Here is a 17,767-nt window from a genome sequence, read left to right as displayed (position 1 = left end):
ATAAGTTACTATACTATAAATATTTCATTTAACCAATGATTATCACGAACCAAGCCTACCTTTGTATTGTACAGATAAGGATCTGCCTGCACCCATATATCATGATACTTTTCTATGCGACCTTCTTTTGCTAATTGAATAAAATCTGCATCACGTACACTTACTGAATACTGCTGAAGTTTTCTCATCAGCCAAGGTTCCGGGCCTTTTCTTTTCAGCAAGTCAATTAGCTCAGTACTTTCATTATACCAAACAATAATACTTTTACCGTTATCGTCAATTAACCTGAAATTATTCGCTGCAGTTGCAAACTGGAACTTCATTTCACGTGCCCCGTCCCAAAGATTCTCTTTTATCTTAGCTTTATCAAAAGAGTTTATTTTGCTGTAAAACCTGATAAAATAATTTCTAAACGTGCTACTGCACAGATAATCATTTGATTGATTTGAATATAACAGATCAGTTAATGCATCTGCACCTTTCCTTATAAATCCCCGAGGTGCTCCTTTCTCAGAATAGAACACTTTTACCTTTCCGAGTTTGCCCTCTTTATTTAGTTTACCTTCTCTGTTACACCTACCTGCAGCCTGGGCTATTGAATCTAATCCTGCAAATACTCTGTAAACAACAGGAAAATCCATATCTACTCCAGCCTCTATAAGTTGGGTACTTACAACACGAACGCTCTCTGAACTGAGCAATTTCCTTTTAATTTCTTTAATTGTATTCATTATATGTGCAGAGCACATCATGCGTGACAGATGCAACGTATCAGTTGGCATGCTTTTATACAGTTCACTACATTCATTACGTGTATTTAAAATACATAGTACTTGATTGTAATTTAGTAGCTCCTGAGCTAAATCAGTATATGATATCTGTTCATTCTTCTCGGGCATTTCTATTGATACCCGTTTTAAACAAGTCTCAATTTCATCTGTATTTTTTATTATGTTAGTTACAGGTGCTTCTATCCCTTTGAAAGTAGATTCACCAGTTCCAATCTTTCCTGTAAGAACAGGAAGAGTAGCTGTCGTAAAAAGGACAGATACATTAAAAAGTTTATTGAGTTCATTTAAAACTGAAAGTATGGGTTTTAGAAACTCAGGAGGAAGCATTTGTGCTTCATCCAATATAATAATGCTGTTTGCTATGTTATGCAATTTTCTACAACTAGATGTTCTGTTTGAATATAACGATTCAAAAAATTGCACGTTAGTTGTCACAATAATTGGAGCATCCCAGTTTTCAATGGCTAGTTTATGTTCTTCAGAACATTTATCATTATCCAAATTACTATGATGTTCAATAACATTTTCTTCTCCAAATATATCTCGAAAAGTCTGAGCTGTTTGAACAATTATACTTGTATATGGAATAACTACAATAATTCGTTTTTTACTATTTTTGACTGCATGAGTAAGAGAAAATCCCATTGAAGATAATGTTTTACCACCACCTGTAGGAACATTGAGTGTAAAGAATCCATTTTCACTTTCACCTGAATTTATACACGCAGAATATATTTCGGATCTTAAAGTATTAACAAACGTATTTGAGGCACTTTCATTTAGACTTTCCATATAGGCATCAAACTTATTTTTCAAGTCTGGGATAGAAGAATAATGTCCTCGCTTATAAAAAGAGTCTGGATTCATAAATCTCTCAGTATCCAGGTAGTCTGAGTCAACTAAACATGAAAACATCATTCTAATCCATAAATGAATATTTTTCTCATTCAATTTTCCATCAAATGGTATTGGTAACTCTAGTGGTTGCTTATATTTATCTGGAAGAAATAATCTTATATCCTCTGATATTTTTTTTTGTAATCTAGATTGTAAATCGCCTGTAATACCTAATTCATTGTCCCAGTTTAATAAACCAGAATGATGGCCGGAAATAATATAAGCTAACGGTTGCCAGATTCGTGGAAAACATTCTTTCGCATAGATTGCTCCAGCCGATGAATGGTCGGTTTTATTCATCGTGCCTTCGTCGCCCAAATAGCCTGAATTAATCTTAATATATTTCTGAAAATAAGAATTATATTTCCCTATATCATGCCATATACCAATCTGATAGCCCCATAAATAACAATCAATTTCTTTACAGAATTGTTTAGCCATTTCTGCAGTACCTACTAAATGTTCTTCTAATTTTTGAATTTCAAATTCACCATTATCGTTTATTTTTATATGAGCAATAACAGGGTTTTCTTGTTCGATTTTGGTTGTATTTGTATTAATCATTATCTGATTTTTGTATGTAATTCATTATTAATTTAAGAGTTATACTAAAATACAACCTCAAATTAGCATTAGATTATTTCATACAAATATAATCAAATATAATTAATATAATAAAAATATATTAAGAAATATACTATTAATATCGATTATGCCAAAATGAATAAAATAATATCGTAAAGCATTGTTCAATATTCACTATTTACTCCAACCCACCCTTCCAACAAAAAAAGTCCATTCGCCAATAAAAAAAATCCATTCACCAACAATTGCAGAACCATTCACCAATAAACCATCATCCATTCGCCAACAAATTTTAAGGTAAATAATCCGTATAAAAAAGCGATTAAAAACAAGTCACTTTGTGGGCAGCAAAAACTAATTGAAAATCTTGTATATTGAGCATAACAATGTTAAAAATATATTGAATTTATGTTTCAGGAATGAATAATTATACTTACATTTGCACAAGTTAAATCGATTTACACTTTTAAACAAATATCAATTTATTAATAATAAAAATCAAATACTTAATGACTATAACAAATAGTGCTTATGAGCATAAGCTCAAAGGATGTGTTCGTATAACCAAAATAGCTGCTATGTATTTCCGAAACTGTTCACGTGCCAACATGGCAAAAAAAATGTTTATTACTGCAATAAAAGAAGATAAAAAACTGCATGCAGAACTTCTGGAAGCAGGGTTCTCATTTGATAACGATATTTTTATACCCAAACAGATTACAGTGATAGTCAATAATTGGGGATATCCGGATGATTTTCTGATTAATAGCTACAGAAACAAAAGAACTGTAGACAGAAAGAATTTTTAATGCTATATATGCCTTTTTCTTTTCTCTAAAAAACAAAACACCACAGGATTTATATGTAATATAAATCTAATTCTAATGTGTTTCTTTGGTGCGCTTTAATCGGCACCAAAGAAACATATTTGCTTTTATACCTCTCTACAAAACAGCCACTTACAAGCCTTGACCATCGGTACTTTTATCGGCATATTTATTTTTGCTAAATCAAGACATATACAAGCTGTTATTCACCAATAAAAAAAAGTAAAATAGTGACAAAATATGAATTTTATGCATAAAAGTGCATTTTTCGCTCAAAACGGTATCAGCTATTTGGAGGCTATTGAATCGGCTCTTACTTTTGCCCCACGAAAAACAAACAACAATGTTTTAACTATTACAAATTTTAATACCAAAATTACACTTATGAAAAATAACCATCTACCTTTCGAGGCTCTTACAAGTGGGTATGTGCTTATCCCTAAAAAGTTGCTTACGCATAATTTCAATAACAGAGACACTAACATGTCATACATGGAGGCTTTTCTTACTGTATTGGCTACTGTAAATTTTGCGGATAGAGAGGTTGCAATAAATGGAGATAAACTAATATGCAAACGTGGCCAATCACTCCTTTCGTATCCTTCGTGGGCAAAATTATTCAACTGGACTGTGGGGAAAACGCGTTGCTTCTTCAGGAAAATGGTCAGGGAAAATCTTATTGCTATTATCCCGGTTAAGTATGGGGTAAAAATTGTGCAGGTAATAAACTACGACGAGCTTACGGGCAAACGTAAAACCACCAAAAAGAAGGTAGAGGAAGAAGCGGGTAATCCTGAACTATCCAAAGCAGAAATAATTGCCAGGAAGGATCAGAAGTTCTATCTGTTCTGGAACAAGTTTCACCAGGCTACCGGATTGGAAGCTAATGATATCGGTCTGGCTATCCTTATATGGAAAAGGCTGACAAAAGAGGAAAAGGAACTGGCTATAACCAAAATTGAACCGTATTGCCGCAGGATAAACAACAAGCAGTTTTACAAAACAGCCGTGAATTACCTGAAAGCGAAATGTTTCTTTAACGAACGATTATAAATTTAGCGATGAAAACTGATATGAACAAGAATATATCATCTCCATTTGATTTTGATGCCGAAAGTGTAGTTTTAGGTAGCGCAATACTGGAAAAGAAAGCCATGCCCGAGGTGGCTCAGCATCTTCGGGCAGATATGTTTTATTATGATAATCACCGTATTATCTTCGCCGCCCTGATGCGCATGTACAACGGACGTAGAGATATAGACCTCATCACTGTTGCCGATGAGCTGCGCCGAAACAATGAGCTCGAGAAAGTAGAAGGTCCGTATTACATCACCAAATTATGCAGTCAGGTGGTCAGCACAGTTCACCTTAAGGAGCACTGCCTCATTGTGAAAGAACTGTATCTGCGCCGCGAAATAATAAAAGGACTCACTCAACTACTGGGCTCAGCTCAGGACATGTCGATGGATATTGCAGATGTGGTTTGCGAAATGCAAGAGTTGGCAACGCGGGTAGAGAAAGATGCGGTGAAGGCGGACAACCTGCGCAACATGGAGACACTTATGAACGACACGCTTACCCAGGCGAAGGGACGTATAGAAAATTCGGCAAACGGGGTAACGGGTACCGATACGGGGCTTACCGACCTGAACAAGATTACCGGCGGATGGCAACGTGGCGATTTGGTGGTTATTGCTGCACGTCCGGCCACAGGAAAAACCATGTTCTCACTATTCCTTGCACGAATAGCGGCAAAGACGGGCATCAATGCGGTGTTTTTCAGCATCGAGATGCAAGGGGAACGACTGGGTGACCGACTAATTCTGATGGAGAGCGATGTAAGCCCTTACCGATGGCGAACGGGAATGACGGACGATAAGGAATGGAACGAGGCTTTCAGTACAGCAGAATCACTGGCAGAACTACCTATCATTGTAGACGACAGTCCGTCTATGAGCATGGATTATATCCGCGCTCAATCTAGAATGCTAAAAAGCCGGGGTAAGTGCGACATCATCTTCATTGACTACCTACAGCTGAGTGATATGAAAGGAAGCGTTAAGGAGAACCGAAACCGAGAACAGGAAGTTGCCACTGCTGCCCGAAAGGCAAAGCTGCTGGCCAAAGAGATGGATTGTCCGGTGATTTTGCTGAGTCAGCTAAATCGCGAAGCAGAAAATCGTTACGGAGGAAAGCCACAACTGAGCGATCTACGCGAGAGTGGTGCCATAGAACAGGATGCCGACATTGTAGTGATGCTCTATCGTCCGGCTCTTTACAACATTCCTACCGACAAGGACAGCGGCTATCCCACCGAAGGACTTGGTGTGTTAAACATCGCCAAGCATCGTAACGGGGAAACGGGCAATGTATATTTCTCACACAACAAGAGTATGACGAAGATTGGCGATTACACACCGCCTATGGAGTGGTTGATGAAACAAGCAAAATAATTGTAATATTATTTATAAAATAGGATGTAATTTTTTTGCAAATAAAAAATAAATAGATATATTTGCATAACAAACGAAACAAAATACCATTAAAGGTGTTATAAATTCCCTATTATCCCTAACCAGTAATGAATAGAAGAGTGTTATCACTCTTCTATTTTTTTACATCAACCCTCCATTACCACCGAATATCACTTGCAATAATATATAATACATTTTTTATTTACCTTGTGTATATAAATGCAAACACAAATAAAACAAAGCAATATCACCAAGAGATAAATTTCTAAGGCTCACCCAAATAATCTACAATAGCCTTAACCTGGCGTGGCGTATAAATCCTGTTACGATGATTGTAATCCAAAGCGGAAAGCTCGGCTGTTAGCCCACTGTTGCCGGCTATCCACCGGGCAAGTGTGCGCAAGGCTCCGGGAATGGTCATGTACGGATTGTAAAGGCAAGCCAGTTCCACCTTGGTATATGCCCGGATTTTAAATTCTTCTGCTGTTTTTATCATAGTCTTTCTTGTTTTACTTCCTGTAAATTTACCAATTTTTGCCCGTTTAAACAAGTTTTTAAGGCAATAAAACACCTGCTAATTGTAATCAATTCACACCAATTATACCTAATACGCTCTACTGTTTCCGCTCCCCCTCCATACCCTATCTTTGTAATGTTAACAAGAAAGGATAAGAGCTCTTTACCACAGTATTAATCAACTAAAAATGTAAAGAAAATGAGTGTAAAGTATTCAGTAGTTATGAGAAAGAACCCGTCTAAAATTTCGGAACCGGGAAAGTATTACGCACACGCACAGGCGTATGGTGAAATGGATTTTGATTCGCTTTGCGAAGAGGTAAACGGACGATGTACCGTAACCCGTGCCGATGTGGCAGCATCAGTGGAAGCAATTCTGGAATCGATGAAAAAGGCATTGGCCGAGGGTAGAATTGTTCGCCTGGGTAACTTCGGTAGCTTCCAGATTGGGGTGAGAAGTAATGGTGCCACTACCGAAGATGAGTTTGCATCTTCCATGATTCGCGGAACCAGAATCAGTTTCCGTCCCGGTAAGTTGCTCACCAATATGCAAAAAACGCTTGCATATACGCAGGTAGCCAAGCTTCCGGTAAAGGTTACCAACGGCGGTAACGAGGTGGGATAGTCAGGTACACTGGTGCTCGTTAAGTCCGCATTGATAAAGAACATCCGGTAAATTCCGGGACTCTTCCTAAAAGCGGGGCAAATAAAAAAGCAGCAAATCGGTAAACCAGGGAGGCTATAGAATCTTGCTACCATCCATTGCAAAGCAAATAAGCACAGTAAATAGGTGAAGCAAAAAGGTTGTATACCTTGTAGCTGCTTTTGTAACGCACAATAAGCACAGCAAACAAGCAAACCGGAGAGGTTTCTCTCGTACAAGAGAGAGCCTCTCCTACCTCAAATCATTTATTAATCAACAAAAACAAGAAAAATGAAAATTTTAGATGGCATAATAAACATTCTGCAAATGGTACTTCCTTTTCTGAAAAAGAAGGATGCTAAGCAGGTGCAGGATTTCACCGAACTGGTAAAGAGTCAGTTCGACTACCTGATGGAGCAGGTAACCCGTTTTGAGAAGGATTACTTCGAGCTTTCCGAGAAAGTGAGGCAAATGTATCAGGAGATGATTACGTTGAACGCGCAACTAAACACCGCTCTTAAAGGCCAATGTTTGGTAACCAGCTGCAAGGACAGGCAATAGTTACGGCACTAAAAACAAAATTACGGCATTCGGGAATCTGAATGCCGTTGTTTATAGGGTTCCCAAATCAAGATTACGGCATTTGGGAAATTATTCACGGGAACGAAATAGAAATTACGGCATTTAAGTTTCTAGAAAGACTCGTTTATGGGATTCCAAAAACAAGATTACGGCATTGGTAAATTATTTACGGGAATGAAATACAAATTACGGCATTTGAGGATTCAGAAAGCCCTGTTTATGGGATTCCAAAAACAAGATTACGGCATTGGTAAATTATTTACGGGAATGAAATACAAATTACGGCATTTGAGGATTCAGAAAGCCCTGTTTATGGGATTCCAAAAACAAGATTACGGCATTGGTAAATTATTTACGGGAATGAAATACAAATTACGGCATTTTAAATAAAATTACGGCAAAACAACATGAGAGAAATAAATTTAATTGTAATTCACTGCTCGGCAACGAGAATTGATAGAGATATTACGGCACAAGACATTAACGCGGCACACAAAGTAAGAGGGTTCAGTTCGTGGGGTTATCACTACTACATTCGTAAAAACGGCAAAGTGGAACCAATGCGGAGCCACGATGAAGTTGGAGCACACGCTCGAGGATACAATGCAAAATCTCTGGGCATCTGCTACGAAGGCGGACTGGACTCCAACGGCAAACCGGCTGATACCCGCACACTCTCTCAGCAGATTGCACTGCACGCCCTCGTCAGCAAGTTACTCAAGGAGTTTCCCGGCAGCAAGGTTGTAGGCCATCGGGATTTGAGTCCGGACAAAAACTATAACGGTATTATTGATCCTTGGGAGAGGGTGAAGGAATGTCCCAATTTTAATACAGCCGATGAAGTTTGGAAATAAAAAGAATATTTCAGAGAGGGTGGAATCACATTATGATATGTGATACACCCTCTTGCTTTTATACAATAACACAATACTATACCATAAAATATAAGTTCTTAATATCCATATTTCTTAAATATTTCTCTAGCTATGCGAACTGCCTCGGCTTCATCGTTATCGATATAGTTTTCAGCAGACTCACAATCGTCTTCTTCATCACTGTCATCATCTTCATCATCTTCATAGTATTCATCATCAAAGTCTGTATTTATATCATCTGCATCACCATGCATTCTATAAACAACATCTCCCATAGTCACAGCAGCATTCATATCATTTAATATCCTCAAAACGTCATCTTTTGGAAGCCATTCTCCTTCAAATTCATAAAGATATTCTTCTAATTCTTCATCCCAACGTTTGGGAAACTGACTTAAATCATATTTCATAATCATTTTTTTTAGTTATACAATCTATTATTTGAATTTAATACAAAGTTTTCGAACTCTATTCCTTCTAAAATGCGGGTAGAAGCGTTCACACGGAGAAATGGTTTGTTTTTAAAATAGAGAATCTGTCCTTCCCATTTCGGAACTACAACATCTAATATTCGATGCTCTTTAATAGTAATGAAATTGAGCCTTATTTTAGCAGCAAACTCGGCATTAATCATTTGTCCTATCCTATTTATAAAATCATCAATAAACTGTTTTTCCTTACCATTCCAATATATGTTTATATCTTTTAGAACATTATCCGTCAGATCTCCATCGTCTGTCATTCCAATCACAAGATGAAAGTCTTTATCATTCTTTGCGTTTGCCGCTCCTACTATTGTTTGAAATAGCTCGTCCATTTGTTTATCACGCAATTCTTTATTAAAACCTTGTAGATTATATCCAGCTGGATGTGCCAATGAACTTTTCCTTTCCAGAACATAACTTTCATCATCAAAAATGTATGAGAAAAGTCCACATACTTCATTCAAGCGATGCTTCATTTCTTCATACTTATTGTCCTTGCAAAGAGATAATAATTCTTCGGTAGTTTCAGGAGTAAGTCCCCCTATTCTATTCAATTCTAATAACCGCTGAATATAAAAGTAAACATCATCTGGCTTATCATTTTTTCGTAAACAGTATAATATTTTCGTACCATCGTATTGCCAAAACAAAGTATTTGATCTATCCAGATATACAGTTGTATCATCTTCTTTTAATACCCCTGGAAGTTCCATTCCCACAGAAGGTAACCCATCTTCATCACTTATCCTTTCATTAAAACGAAACCCTGATAATTTACTCAACGGAATGATTGATTCAAAGATTCTGCCATTTGCTTTTACTACATCAACTTTTAGATTCCCGTTATTTTTTTCTTTAAGAACTAATTGAATACGTTCCATATTATTCGAGTTTAAAGATCTTCCATTTTTAAATGCGAAAAAGATCAAATTAATATAATTTATAGACTTCTTGCTTTATAGATCCGGGCCCTTAATCTAAGAAAACAAAAAAGCTGTGATTAAGAACTTCATTGTTTCTTAATCACAGCTACAAAAATAGAATGCTTTTTTTCGATAAATATGATCGATTTTTCGATTTATTATTTTCGATTTTTCGATTTATTTTCATCTCGTATATATGCCCCTAATCGACTTGTAATAGAGTCTATTTCTTTAGTTCTTTTAGTCGGTTTTACATATTTTCCACCTGTCAAATATTGATCTAAATTTTTATATTCTTTTTCCTCTTCACGTTTCCTCAAATCATCAATACCCATATTAAGAATATCTGAATAATTTGGAAATCTTTTTTCATCATTTAGAGAACTAAAATTAGAATAATTCCTATTTAAAAGATTAAAGTACAAAAAGATCCTATACGGTAAACCATTTTGACCATTAGAACCACAGGTACCAATATATTTATCATATTTTAAAGAATTAATTATATCTAAATCATATAGGTTAGTAAGAAAATAATGAATCAAACGAGTGTTTATAGGAAGTTTTTTTGTTTTTTTACAGTTTTCTTTTATCGCATCTGCTATTATATTCCAAATAGAATCAGAATCAGCATCACTATCCCCTTCCCAAATTTCACCTTTCAGTCCTTCTAAAAAATCATCAATCTCAGCTCGTTCAGCTATTTGAGAATTTTTAGGCAATTCATTATTTGACACAGTCTCCATTAAAGATTTATCTGGTGATTCATTCTCATCCTCCTTTTTATTCTCGTTCTTGACTGCTTCTTCTATTTCATCTTTTTTCCTATGATATTCTATTTCTTTTTTTAATTTATCTATGTCACAAAATGTAGAAATCCCTATATATTTTAAAACATTAAGGTCAAAAACATAGTCACCCATTCCTTCTGAATAACAATATTTATTTAATACTGGGAATAATGAAGGTTCTATTAAGTCTTTGTACTTTGCATCTAATTCAGCACTATGAAGGTTGCACAATAATTCGATTAACTTAATGTATGCATTATTACTTTTTTTATAAAAATCGTTCCTTTTAATTGGTGGTGCTAATGAATATTTTACCAATTGTAAAACATAGTAATGTAAAGCATAATTAATATCAATATTTTGCAATAATTCTTTTGTATCTTTTGTCTGAAACGCATCCTCTAAAATACTAAATTCAGCATAAATCATCTTCAAAGAATATAACCTCGAATCAAAACCGGTTATATTACAATTATCATCTATTTCTATAGTTCCTTTCCATAGAGAGTTATTACTAAGCCCTTGTTCCTTTATATAGCCATTTTTTTGATTATACATAAAATAGTCATAATACCAGCTCTTAAACTTAGAAAAGAACAAATGACAATCGTCAAACATACTCTTATTATCTTTGTAATTTATAGCAAGATCTACAATTTCACGAGATATGTTGTGACAATCACTTATTTCACTATTCCAATCAAGTCTGTCAAATTCATTTGAGGGCTTTTCAAAGTGCTTTTCACGCTTCTCATTTAAAGAAACTAATTTTATTTTATATGATTCCATCTTATTTCAATTGATTGGCTACAAACTTATAAATATATATAAAAATATGTTACAAATTTTCTAGCTTTTTATTCAAAAAATGATTTGGAATCAGAATAAACAACATTAGTCAATATAAAAACCAGCAGAGCTTCTCTTCTTATCTTGAAGAGAAGCTCTGCTAATATAATGTACATTATTCAGATATTTAACATGAAAGTTTTAATGCGGCATCTTCTATTTCATTGGCTATAACATCTAGTGCATTTTTTAATTACTAAAAAATCCTTCAAAAGATAGATCTTCGTCAAGTTCTGGCCAGTGAAGGCCATATTTGCCAACTTCAAACATCTGTCTTTGTGCGGGAGTGGCTTTCTTCAACAAACGAAAAGAAGCAATATCTAAGCTTCTTACCTGCCCTTGTTTTGTTTGGATATAGACTTTTTCATCATCAACCCACGCTTTTACAACATCTATTTTCATAAGCTTTATATTTTCAGTATAGATCTGTGATTCTATTTTTACAATTATACGAAACAGTTGTATATTATACAAACAGAATATGTTTTATTTTCATAAAATAGTCCTCCATTATTGTTTTGTTCATAAAACAATAACAAGCTGTTTTTATTCTGTCCATAAAACAAAATAGAAGTCCTCCCTATATGGAAATGGCTGTTAAACTTGTAAAAACAGAAGGCTCTGTTAGTTCTTTACCGAAGTAGTAGACCGGTAAAGGCATCTTTTGTTATAGTCTATTATATACTTGTTTTTAGACAGGAAGTCGGACCCGAGAATTCCTATGATGTCATAACCGGAAAGTCGGCAGTTTTCTCTTAAGGACTGAATATCGAGCATAACAAACTCGTGTAAAACCCCATTTATAGGGAGCCCCATGATGTAGGATATATTACTGCTGGTTTTTTCCGAGAAGGATTGCAATCTCATAAAATCGGTTTTGCGGATATACTCTATCAGGTCCTCATGATCGTTAATCCATCCCGAATCGATAATTGAAACCGTGGCACCTGTGTCTATAATGAAATATTTTTTGCCGTAAAATCCTAAATACAGTTTTACAATGGGAATTGAGTTTTTGGAACTGGAACGGGCAAATTTTATTGTGTCGTAATTATAAGTTCTTATTGAATCTTCCAGTTTCGCATTTCTTTTTAAGGGGATGGTAGCAGTATTGCTACAGCCTTTTGAATAGATAAGAATCAAAAGGCCGAAAACGATTAAAAGAAAAAATGATAAATTCTTTTTCATTGTATATCAATAAGTTTCTTTATTACTTATTTAAAACAATACTTAATGAAAGTTAGTTTATAAAGAAGCGAAAAAACAAAAAAAAGTATGCCTGTTTTCGTATCTCAGGATTACAATGAACTCCGGAATACGAAAAAGGCATACTGATCTACGTACCTAACCTAAAAATATAAGGGGGGCTTATTTCCCTAGCATCTTATCTTTTAACAGAAGCATGTAGTATCCGCCAACAACGGAACGTGCCTGGAAACCTCTCTGGCGACCGACGAGAGTTATTAATATTTTCTTCATTATATATCTTGGTATCTGTTATACTGTTTCTGTTATTTTTGAAGAGGTAAAGCTCTCATTTCGCATGCAGGCTTAACATCATCATTACTGTTATTGGACAGAGTTGCAGCAAATACTGCTATGTTTTCATCATCAGGAAGTTCCAGTTCTTTGGCTCCTTGTGGTAAGGAAATGCAGAACTTAAACATATAGGTAAATGTATAAGCTTCGTTTCCTTTGCGGGTATGACGGTGAGAACCTACATAAGCCAGGGTAGCATCTTTTACATATCCTTCGCTGAAACCTGTTTGTCCCCATTGTCCGAAGAATCCTGAATAGTATGGCACCTGGAAGGTGTACTGTTTTCCATCTACATTGAAGGTTGCTTTACGGTCTTTATCAACAGATGATGCAAGTATATAGAGCTTGGTGCACTGATTATTCTCCGGCAAACGGACAATGTTCTTTTTGCACTTAACTACGTTGTTTACATCAACAGCTGCAATATTGAAGGTTATTCCATCACTTACTACTGATTTACCGATAAGGTCTGCCGAATATGAATTTCCTTCCTTGTCAAATCGTCCTGTATTACGGAATGCATCGGGCGTAAAGGCTTGGTCATTGTAATCAAGCGCAACAGGGATATTGAGCGACTGAGGTAATTCGATAGCTCCTTTTTTCAGTTTTACACCGAATGTTTTAGGTTTGTAGGCTGTGGTGCTGAATATGAGTTTGTTTCCTTTTATGGTTGCTTCGCCAATGGCTTCTTCAATACCATTCAGTTCCTGAGCCGACTCGATAGCTGTTGGGAATTCAATCTCCACATTATTGGCTGCCTGACCGTTTAACTCGTATAAACGAACAACATACGACTGGCCATCTTCTGATCTTTTCAACGCTTTTACAGCAACCTGAGGGGTACTTGTTTTTACGAACGAGAACTCTGAACCCAGTTTACCGGCATGCTTAGGTGAGATGAACGAAATCATTGGATTATTCAATGCATCGGCTTTCCATGCAGTTTTCTCTTTCTGATCGGCAGATGCCACGTGGCCTACTATGGAATATGTAAATACATGATGACCTAAGTCCTGCTTATCCTGATAAGTATATGACTTGTCTGTTTTAGGTGTATGCAGCAAAGTAAGACGCAAGGTGTTGTCATTTGGTTTATCCCAGCCATACTTGCAGTTATTCAGAATAGAAACGCCGTAGCTTCCGTCCTTGTCGGTTAAATCGGCCCATTGCTGTGCACATACTTCATAAGCAGTATCGGTATTGTTACCTCTTTCAACAGAGCCTAGTCCTAAATCGTACGTAGCTTTTGAGTTGGAAAGGTTGAGTGGGAATTCAGCTTTGAGCAGTGCATTCTGTGATGCCCAGTCAACATCGTTTATGATATCGATACGATCGTCAGCAGCTCCTTCAGTTAAACGGATGTGTTGCACGAAAGTAGAATTGGCATGCTTTCTTTCTACCTTTAATGTGGCACAAAGCGGACCGTTTTCTTCTACTGAAATACGTACATTTTCGTTCACTGAAACAGGTGTTCCATCGACTGCTTTCTTCATTACTTCCCATGCCGGCCATTCGAACGATTCATTTGAAGGGAAAAAGGCCAGACGAATGGCTGCTCCATTTTTAATCAATTCGCGGTTAACTCGTTTGTCTACAATAGAGGAGATATCTCCATCGGCATTCAGCGTAATTTTATATACGCTATTCTCAAGTATATTTGCTGTAACCTTCAGACTGCTTTTACCTGCATTTGCTTTACCGAAGCGAACATCGTAAACAGAATAGCTTACCGGAGCAGCATCTGCAGCAAATGTAATGGCAGCTACACCGTTGGCATAAGATACCAGCTGAGCCGGCATTTCCTTACCTTTATTGTTGAACACTCTTACACCGGATGGCTTACTTGCTACCGGAATATTTGCCGTAACAACATCTTTATGTGCTGACGATAAGGAATTATACACCACTACCGCTGTACCTTTAACTTTTGTGTCGAGCGCTTGTGAAACAGATCCTGTAGCGGTTTTAATTATATCAGCAAAACGACTTTGAGCAATTAGCTCGTCATTCCATGAAAAAGTATATGCTTTAGGGATACTTGTTCCTGTTAAATCGTCATGGAACTGATGCCAGATAAATCGTTTCCACGATTCGTCGAGCGTAGCTGCAGGATATGCAACACCACCCAGAAAGTCTGCCATAACAGATGATCTCTCTGCTGCATCGCCCAACTGCTCATTACGGCGGTTAAAACGTTTCATTGCAGCTTGTGATGTGTAGCATCCCGTACCATGAACATCCATTAGCAATTCTCCTTTATAGACAGGCAGTTCAGGATGCTTATCGAAAGGAAGGTAATCTTCGAACAACTGGTAAGAACGTGAGCTAATGATCTTTACAGGACCATTGCTTTTCATTCCTTTTTCCAGTGAAGCTACTGAAGAGATGGTTGGTGAACCTCCCATATCGCCGGTTCCGTAATATCTGTATGCTGTATTGTTCACACTACTCTTGGCTAAATCAATAAGCTCTTTGTTGTTGCTGATGTCTTCATTCTGCCATCTTGAAGTGTAATTCATTGCATTGAGTGCAGCCATGATGCGCGATCCGTCTACTCCCTGCCACAAACCGAAATTGAAAGGGTATTTAGCATCTCCATGAAATGGTTTATGTCTCCATTGCAGTTTCTGTGTAGAGAATCCTATTAATCCGGCATGAGCAGCAATTGTAGGAAGGGCATATCCGAATCCGAAACAGTCCGGCAGGAATATATCTTTTGATTTTACACCAAATTCATTTTTATAAAAGTCCTGTCCTAACAGAATATTACGGAAAAACGATTCGGGTGAAGGCATGTTAGGATCGGTAGCATCCCAGCTACTTCCTGCAATATTCCACCTGCCCTGAGCAATGGATTTCTTTATTTTTTCATACTCAAGCGGATAGTATTCCTTCATCCACTGATATTTAACTCCACCTTCGAAGTTAAACACATAATCGGGATAATTGTCGAGCAGCCAAAGGTTCTGAACCAATGTGTTATAAACATACTCGTTGATAGATGTTTGCACTGTCCAGTTCCATTGGGAATCGAAATGGGCATTCGATACAACGTAAGCTTTGTATTCCTGCTGAGCATGGACAGATCCCAGACTCATGGCTACAAATGCGGTTAATAATAGTTTTTTCATATAATTAATTAAATTGGTTATTTCTTTTCATTAACTGAAAACGAATAAGGAAAATCTTCCTTCTGAGTACCGCGTTGCTTATTGGGTGTTTCACTCATACGGATATTGATCTCTCCTCCGTTTTGTAAATCGGCATGCTTCAGGTAATTCTTTGTATAGGTTTTACCATTGAGCGTCATTGTTTCGATATAACGGTTCTTATCACTGTTTTCCGGAGCATTGATAACAAGCTTGTTTCCATTATCAAACTTAACGGTTGCTTTCTTGAATAACGGTGCACCTAATACATACTCGTCTGTTCCGGGGCATACAGGATAGAATCCCAAAGAAGAGAAGACATACCAGGCAGAGGTTTGTCCGTTGTCCTCGTCACCACAATAGCCATCCGAATTGCAGGTGTACATGCGGTTCATCACTTCGCGCAACCAGTATTGTGCTTTCCATGGCTGACCGGCATAGCTGTACATGTAGATCATGTGCTGAATGGGTTGATTACCGTGAGCGTAATTACCCATATTCATAATCTGCATTTCACGGATTTCATGAATTACCTGACCGTAGTAGCTTGCATCGAACACTGGTGGTACAGCAAACACAGAATCGAGCATATTCACAAAGACATCCTTACCACCCATCAGGTCTATCAGGCCTTGTGGGTCATGGAATACCGACCAGGTGTAATGCCAGCTGTTTCCTTCGGTGAAAGCATCTCCCCACTTCAGCGGAGAGAAAGGAGCCATAAACTTACCATCGGCATTCTTGCCGCGCATCAGTTTGGTTTCTTTGTCGAAAAGGTTTTTATAATTCATGGCACGTTTGGCAAACAAGTCTATTTCCTTCTTTGGACGTTTCAGTTCTTTGGCAAGTTTATAGATACACCAGTCGTCATAAGCATACTCCAGCGTACGTGCTGCATTCTCTTTGATCTTTACATCGTAAGGAACATAGCCCAGTTTGTTGTAATACTCATATCCCAAACGACCGGTTGAAGATACTGTTGGATGAACATTCTCTGTTCCATGAATAAGTCCTTTGTACAGGGTTTCAAGATCGGCTACCTTAACGCCTTTCATATAAGCGTCTACCAAGATGGAAGCTGAGTTGTTTCCCACCATACATCCACGATGACCGGGGCTGGCCCATTCGGGGAAGAATCCGCTTTCTTTGTACACATTGATAAGTCCTTCCTGAATTTCCTTATTTGTTGATGGATACATTAAATTAAGGAATGGGAACAGGCAACGGAAAGTATCCCAGAAACCGGAATCAGTATACAGATATCCGGGAAGCACCTGACCATTAAACGGACTGTAATGTACTATTTTTCCGGTTGCATCCAGCTCATAAAACTTACGAGGGAAAAGCAAAGAGCGGTACATGCAGGAATAGAACGTGCGGTATTGGTCGAGTGAGCCACCTTCTACTTCTATTTTGCTCAGCACTTTATTCCATGCGGCTTTGCCTTTGGCAGCAACCTGATCAAAGTTGTCATTACCCAGTTCCTTTAAATTAAGCGAAGCTTGCTCGAAGCTGATAAAGGAAGAGGCTACTTTGGCGTGAACAAGTTCACCTTTGGTGGTTTTAAATCCGATGACAGCTCCTACATGGTCGGCAGTTTGCTCCTGGGCTGTTTTTAAAGCACCATCGGCAAAAGTGTATTTGTAAGTAAACGGTTTATCGAACGTAATGACAAAGTAGTTCTTAAAGTTATCGGGCACTCCCCCACTGTTCTTGGTTGTATAACCGATAATCTTATTCTCTCCGGGGATAATCCGGATGTACGAGCCTTTATCGAAAGCATCGATCACCACAAAAGAACTGTCGTTCTGAGGAAAGGTGAAACGGAACATTGCTGCGCG

The 17,767-nt window shown here is 37.3% G+C and carries 16 protein-coding genes; 7 read left to right on the top strand and 9 right to left on the bottom strand.

The genetic code is table 11. From position 1 onward, the window contains the following. Window positions 1-8 precede the first annotated feature (8 nt). On the bottom strand, window positions 9-2,252 hold the full coding sequence (locus tag BUC21_RS11560) for a CRISPR-associated helicase/endonuclease Cas3 (RefSeq protein WP_073402558.1): 2,244 nt from the start codon (window positions 2,250-2,252) through the stop codon (window positions 9-11). 530 nt (window positions 2,253-2,782) lie between these two features. On the opposite strand from BUC21_RS11560, the gene BUC21_RS11555 reads away from it, so the two are divergent. The 3 genes from BUC21_RS11555 (at window position 2,783) to dnaB (ending at window position 5,553) form a co-directional block, all read left to right on the top strand. After that, window positions 2,783-3,082, top strand: coding sequence for a DUF4248 domain-containing protein (locus BUC21_RS11555; protein ID WP_073402556.1), 300 nt, complete (start codon window positions 2,783-2,785; stop codon window positions 3,080-3,082). A 267-nt stretch (window positions 3,083-3,349) separates the two neighbouring features. Then, entirely contained in the window at window positions 3,350-4,153 is an 804-nt protein-coding gene (locus BUC21_RS11550; protein WP_073402554.1) for a hypothetical protein, read from the top strand. An 8-nt stretch (window positions 4,154-4,161) separates the two neighbouring features. Further along, window positions 4,162-5,553: a replicative DNA helicase gene (gene dnaB, locus BUC21_RS11545; RefSeq protein ID WP_245797095.1), complete on the top strand. Its 1,392-nt coding sequence runs from the start codon at window positions 4,162-4,164 to the stop codon at window positions 5,551-5,553. Between the two features lie 286 nt (window positions 5,554-5,839). Here dnaB and BUC21_RS11540 read toward each other — a convergent pair whose 3' ends face one another. After that, entirely contained in the window at window positions 5,840-6,070 is a 231-nt protein-coding gene (locus BUC21_RS11540; RefSeq protein WP_073402714.1) for a DUF4248 domain-containing protein, read from the bottom strand. A gap of 219 nt (window positions 6,071-6,289) precedes the next feature. Here BUC21_RS11540 and BUC21_RS11535 point away from each other — a divergent pair, with 219 nt between their 5' ends. The 4 genes from BUC21_RS11535 to BUC21_RS11520 all read left to right on the top strand — a co-directional run bounded on the left by BUC21_RS11535 (window position 6,290) and on the right by BUC21_RS11520 (window position 8,169). After that, on the top strand, window positions 6,290-6,715 hold the full coding sequence (locus BUC21_RS11535; protein ID WP_073402552.1) for an HU family DNA-binding protein: 426 nt from the start codon (window positions 6,290-6,292) through the stop codon (window positions 6,713-6,715). Between the two features lie 309 nt (window positions 6,716-7,024). After that, complete coding sequence (locus BUC21_RS11530; RefSeq protein ID WP_083547531.1) at window positions 7,025-7,294, top strand: hypothetical protein; 270 nt, start codon at window positions 7,025-7,027, stop codon at window positions 7,292-7,294. 147 nt (window positions 7,295-7,441) lie between these two features. Further along, window positions 7,442-7,705, top strand: a complete 264-nt coding sequence (locus BUC21_RS11525; RefSeq protein WP_073402550.1) for a hypothetical protein — start codon at window positions 7,442-7,444, stop codon at window positions 7,703-7,705. Between the two features lie 17 nt (window positions 7,706-7,722). Continuing rightward, a complete protein-coding gene (locus BUC21_RS11520) occupies window positions 7,723-8,169 on the top strand; it encodes an N-acetylmuramoyl-L-alanine amidase (protein WP_073402548.1) in 447 nt (148 codons plus the stop codon). Window positions 8,170-8,267: 98 nt separating this feature from the next. Here the strand turns inward: BUC21_RS11520 and BUC21_RS11515 are convergent, their stop codons facing one another. From BUC21_RS11515 to BUC21_RS11485, 7 genes are all read right to left on the bottom strand, one after another. Then, window positions 8,268-8,600: a hypothetical protein gene (locus tag BUC21_RS11515; protein WP_139261420.1), complete on the bottom strand. Its 333-nt coding sequence runs from the start codon at window positions 8,598-8,600 to the stop codon at window positions 8,268-8,270. Window positions 8,601-8,611: 11 nt separating this feature from the next. Continuing rightward, window positions 8,612-9,556: an AlbA family DNA-binding domain-containing protein gene (locus BUC21_RS11510; RefSeq protein WP_073402544.1), complete on the bottom strand. Its 945-nt coding sequence runs from the start codon at window positions 9,554-9,556 to the stop codon at window positions 8,612-8,614. 200 nt (window positions 9,557-9,756) lie between these two features. Next, a complete protein-coding gene (locus tag BUC21_RS11505; protein WP_073402542.1) occupies window positions 9,757-11,178 on the bottom strand; it encodes a hypothetical protein in 1,422 nt (473 codons plus the stop codon). A gap of 249 nt (window positions 11,179-11,427) precedes the next feature. Then, a complete protein-coding gene (locus tag BUC21_RS11500; RefSeq protein ID WP_073402713.1) occupies window positions 11,428-11,640 on the bottom strand; it encodes a DUF2442 domain-containing protein in 213 nt (70 codons plus the stop codon). A gap of 222 nt (window positions 11,641-11,862) precedes the next feature. Then, window positions 11,863-12,426, bottom strand: a complete 564-nt coding sequence (locus BUC21_RS11495; protein WP_073402540.1) for a hypothetical protein — start codon at window positions 12,424-12,426, stop codon at window positions 11,863-11,865. 323 nt (window positions 12,427-12,749) lie between these two features. Further along, window positions 12,750-15,908: an alpha-mannosidase gene (locus BUC21_RS11490; RefSeq protein ID WP_073402538.1), complete on the bottom strand. Its 3,159-nt coding sequence runs from the start codon at window positions 15,906-15,908 to the stop codon at window positions 12,750-12,752. Between the two features lie 17 nt (window positions 15,909-15,925). Further along, window positions 15,926-17,767 (bottom strand): GH92 family glycosyl hydrolase (locus BUC21_RS11485; protein WP_073402535.1); only part of this gene is annotated, 1,842 nt, incomplete at its 5' end.

The organism is Bacteroides luti, assembly GCF_900128905.1.
Lineage (GTDB): Bacteria > Bacteroidota > Bacteroidia > Bacteroidales > Bacteroidaceae > Bacteroides > Bacteroides luti.
This window is presented reverse-complemented; position numbering and strand designations above follow the sequence as displayed.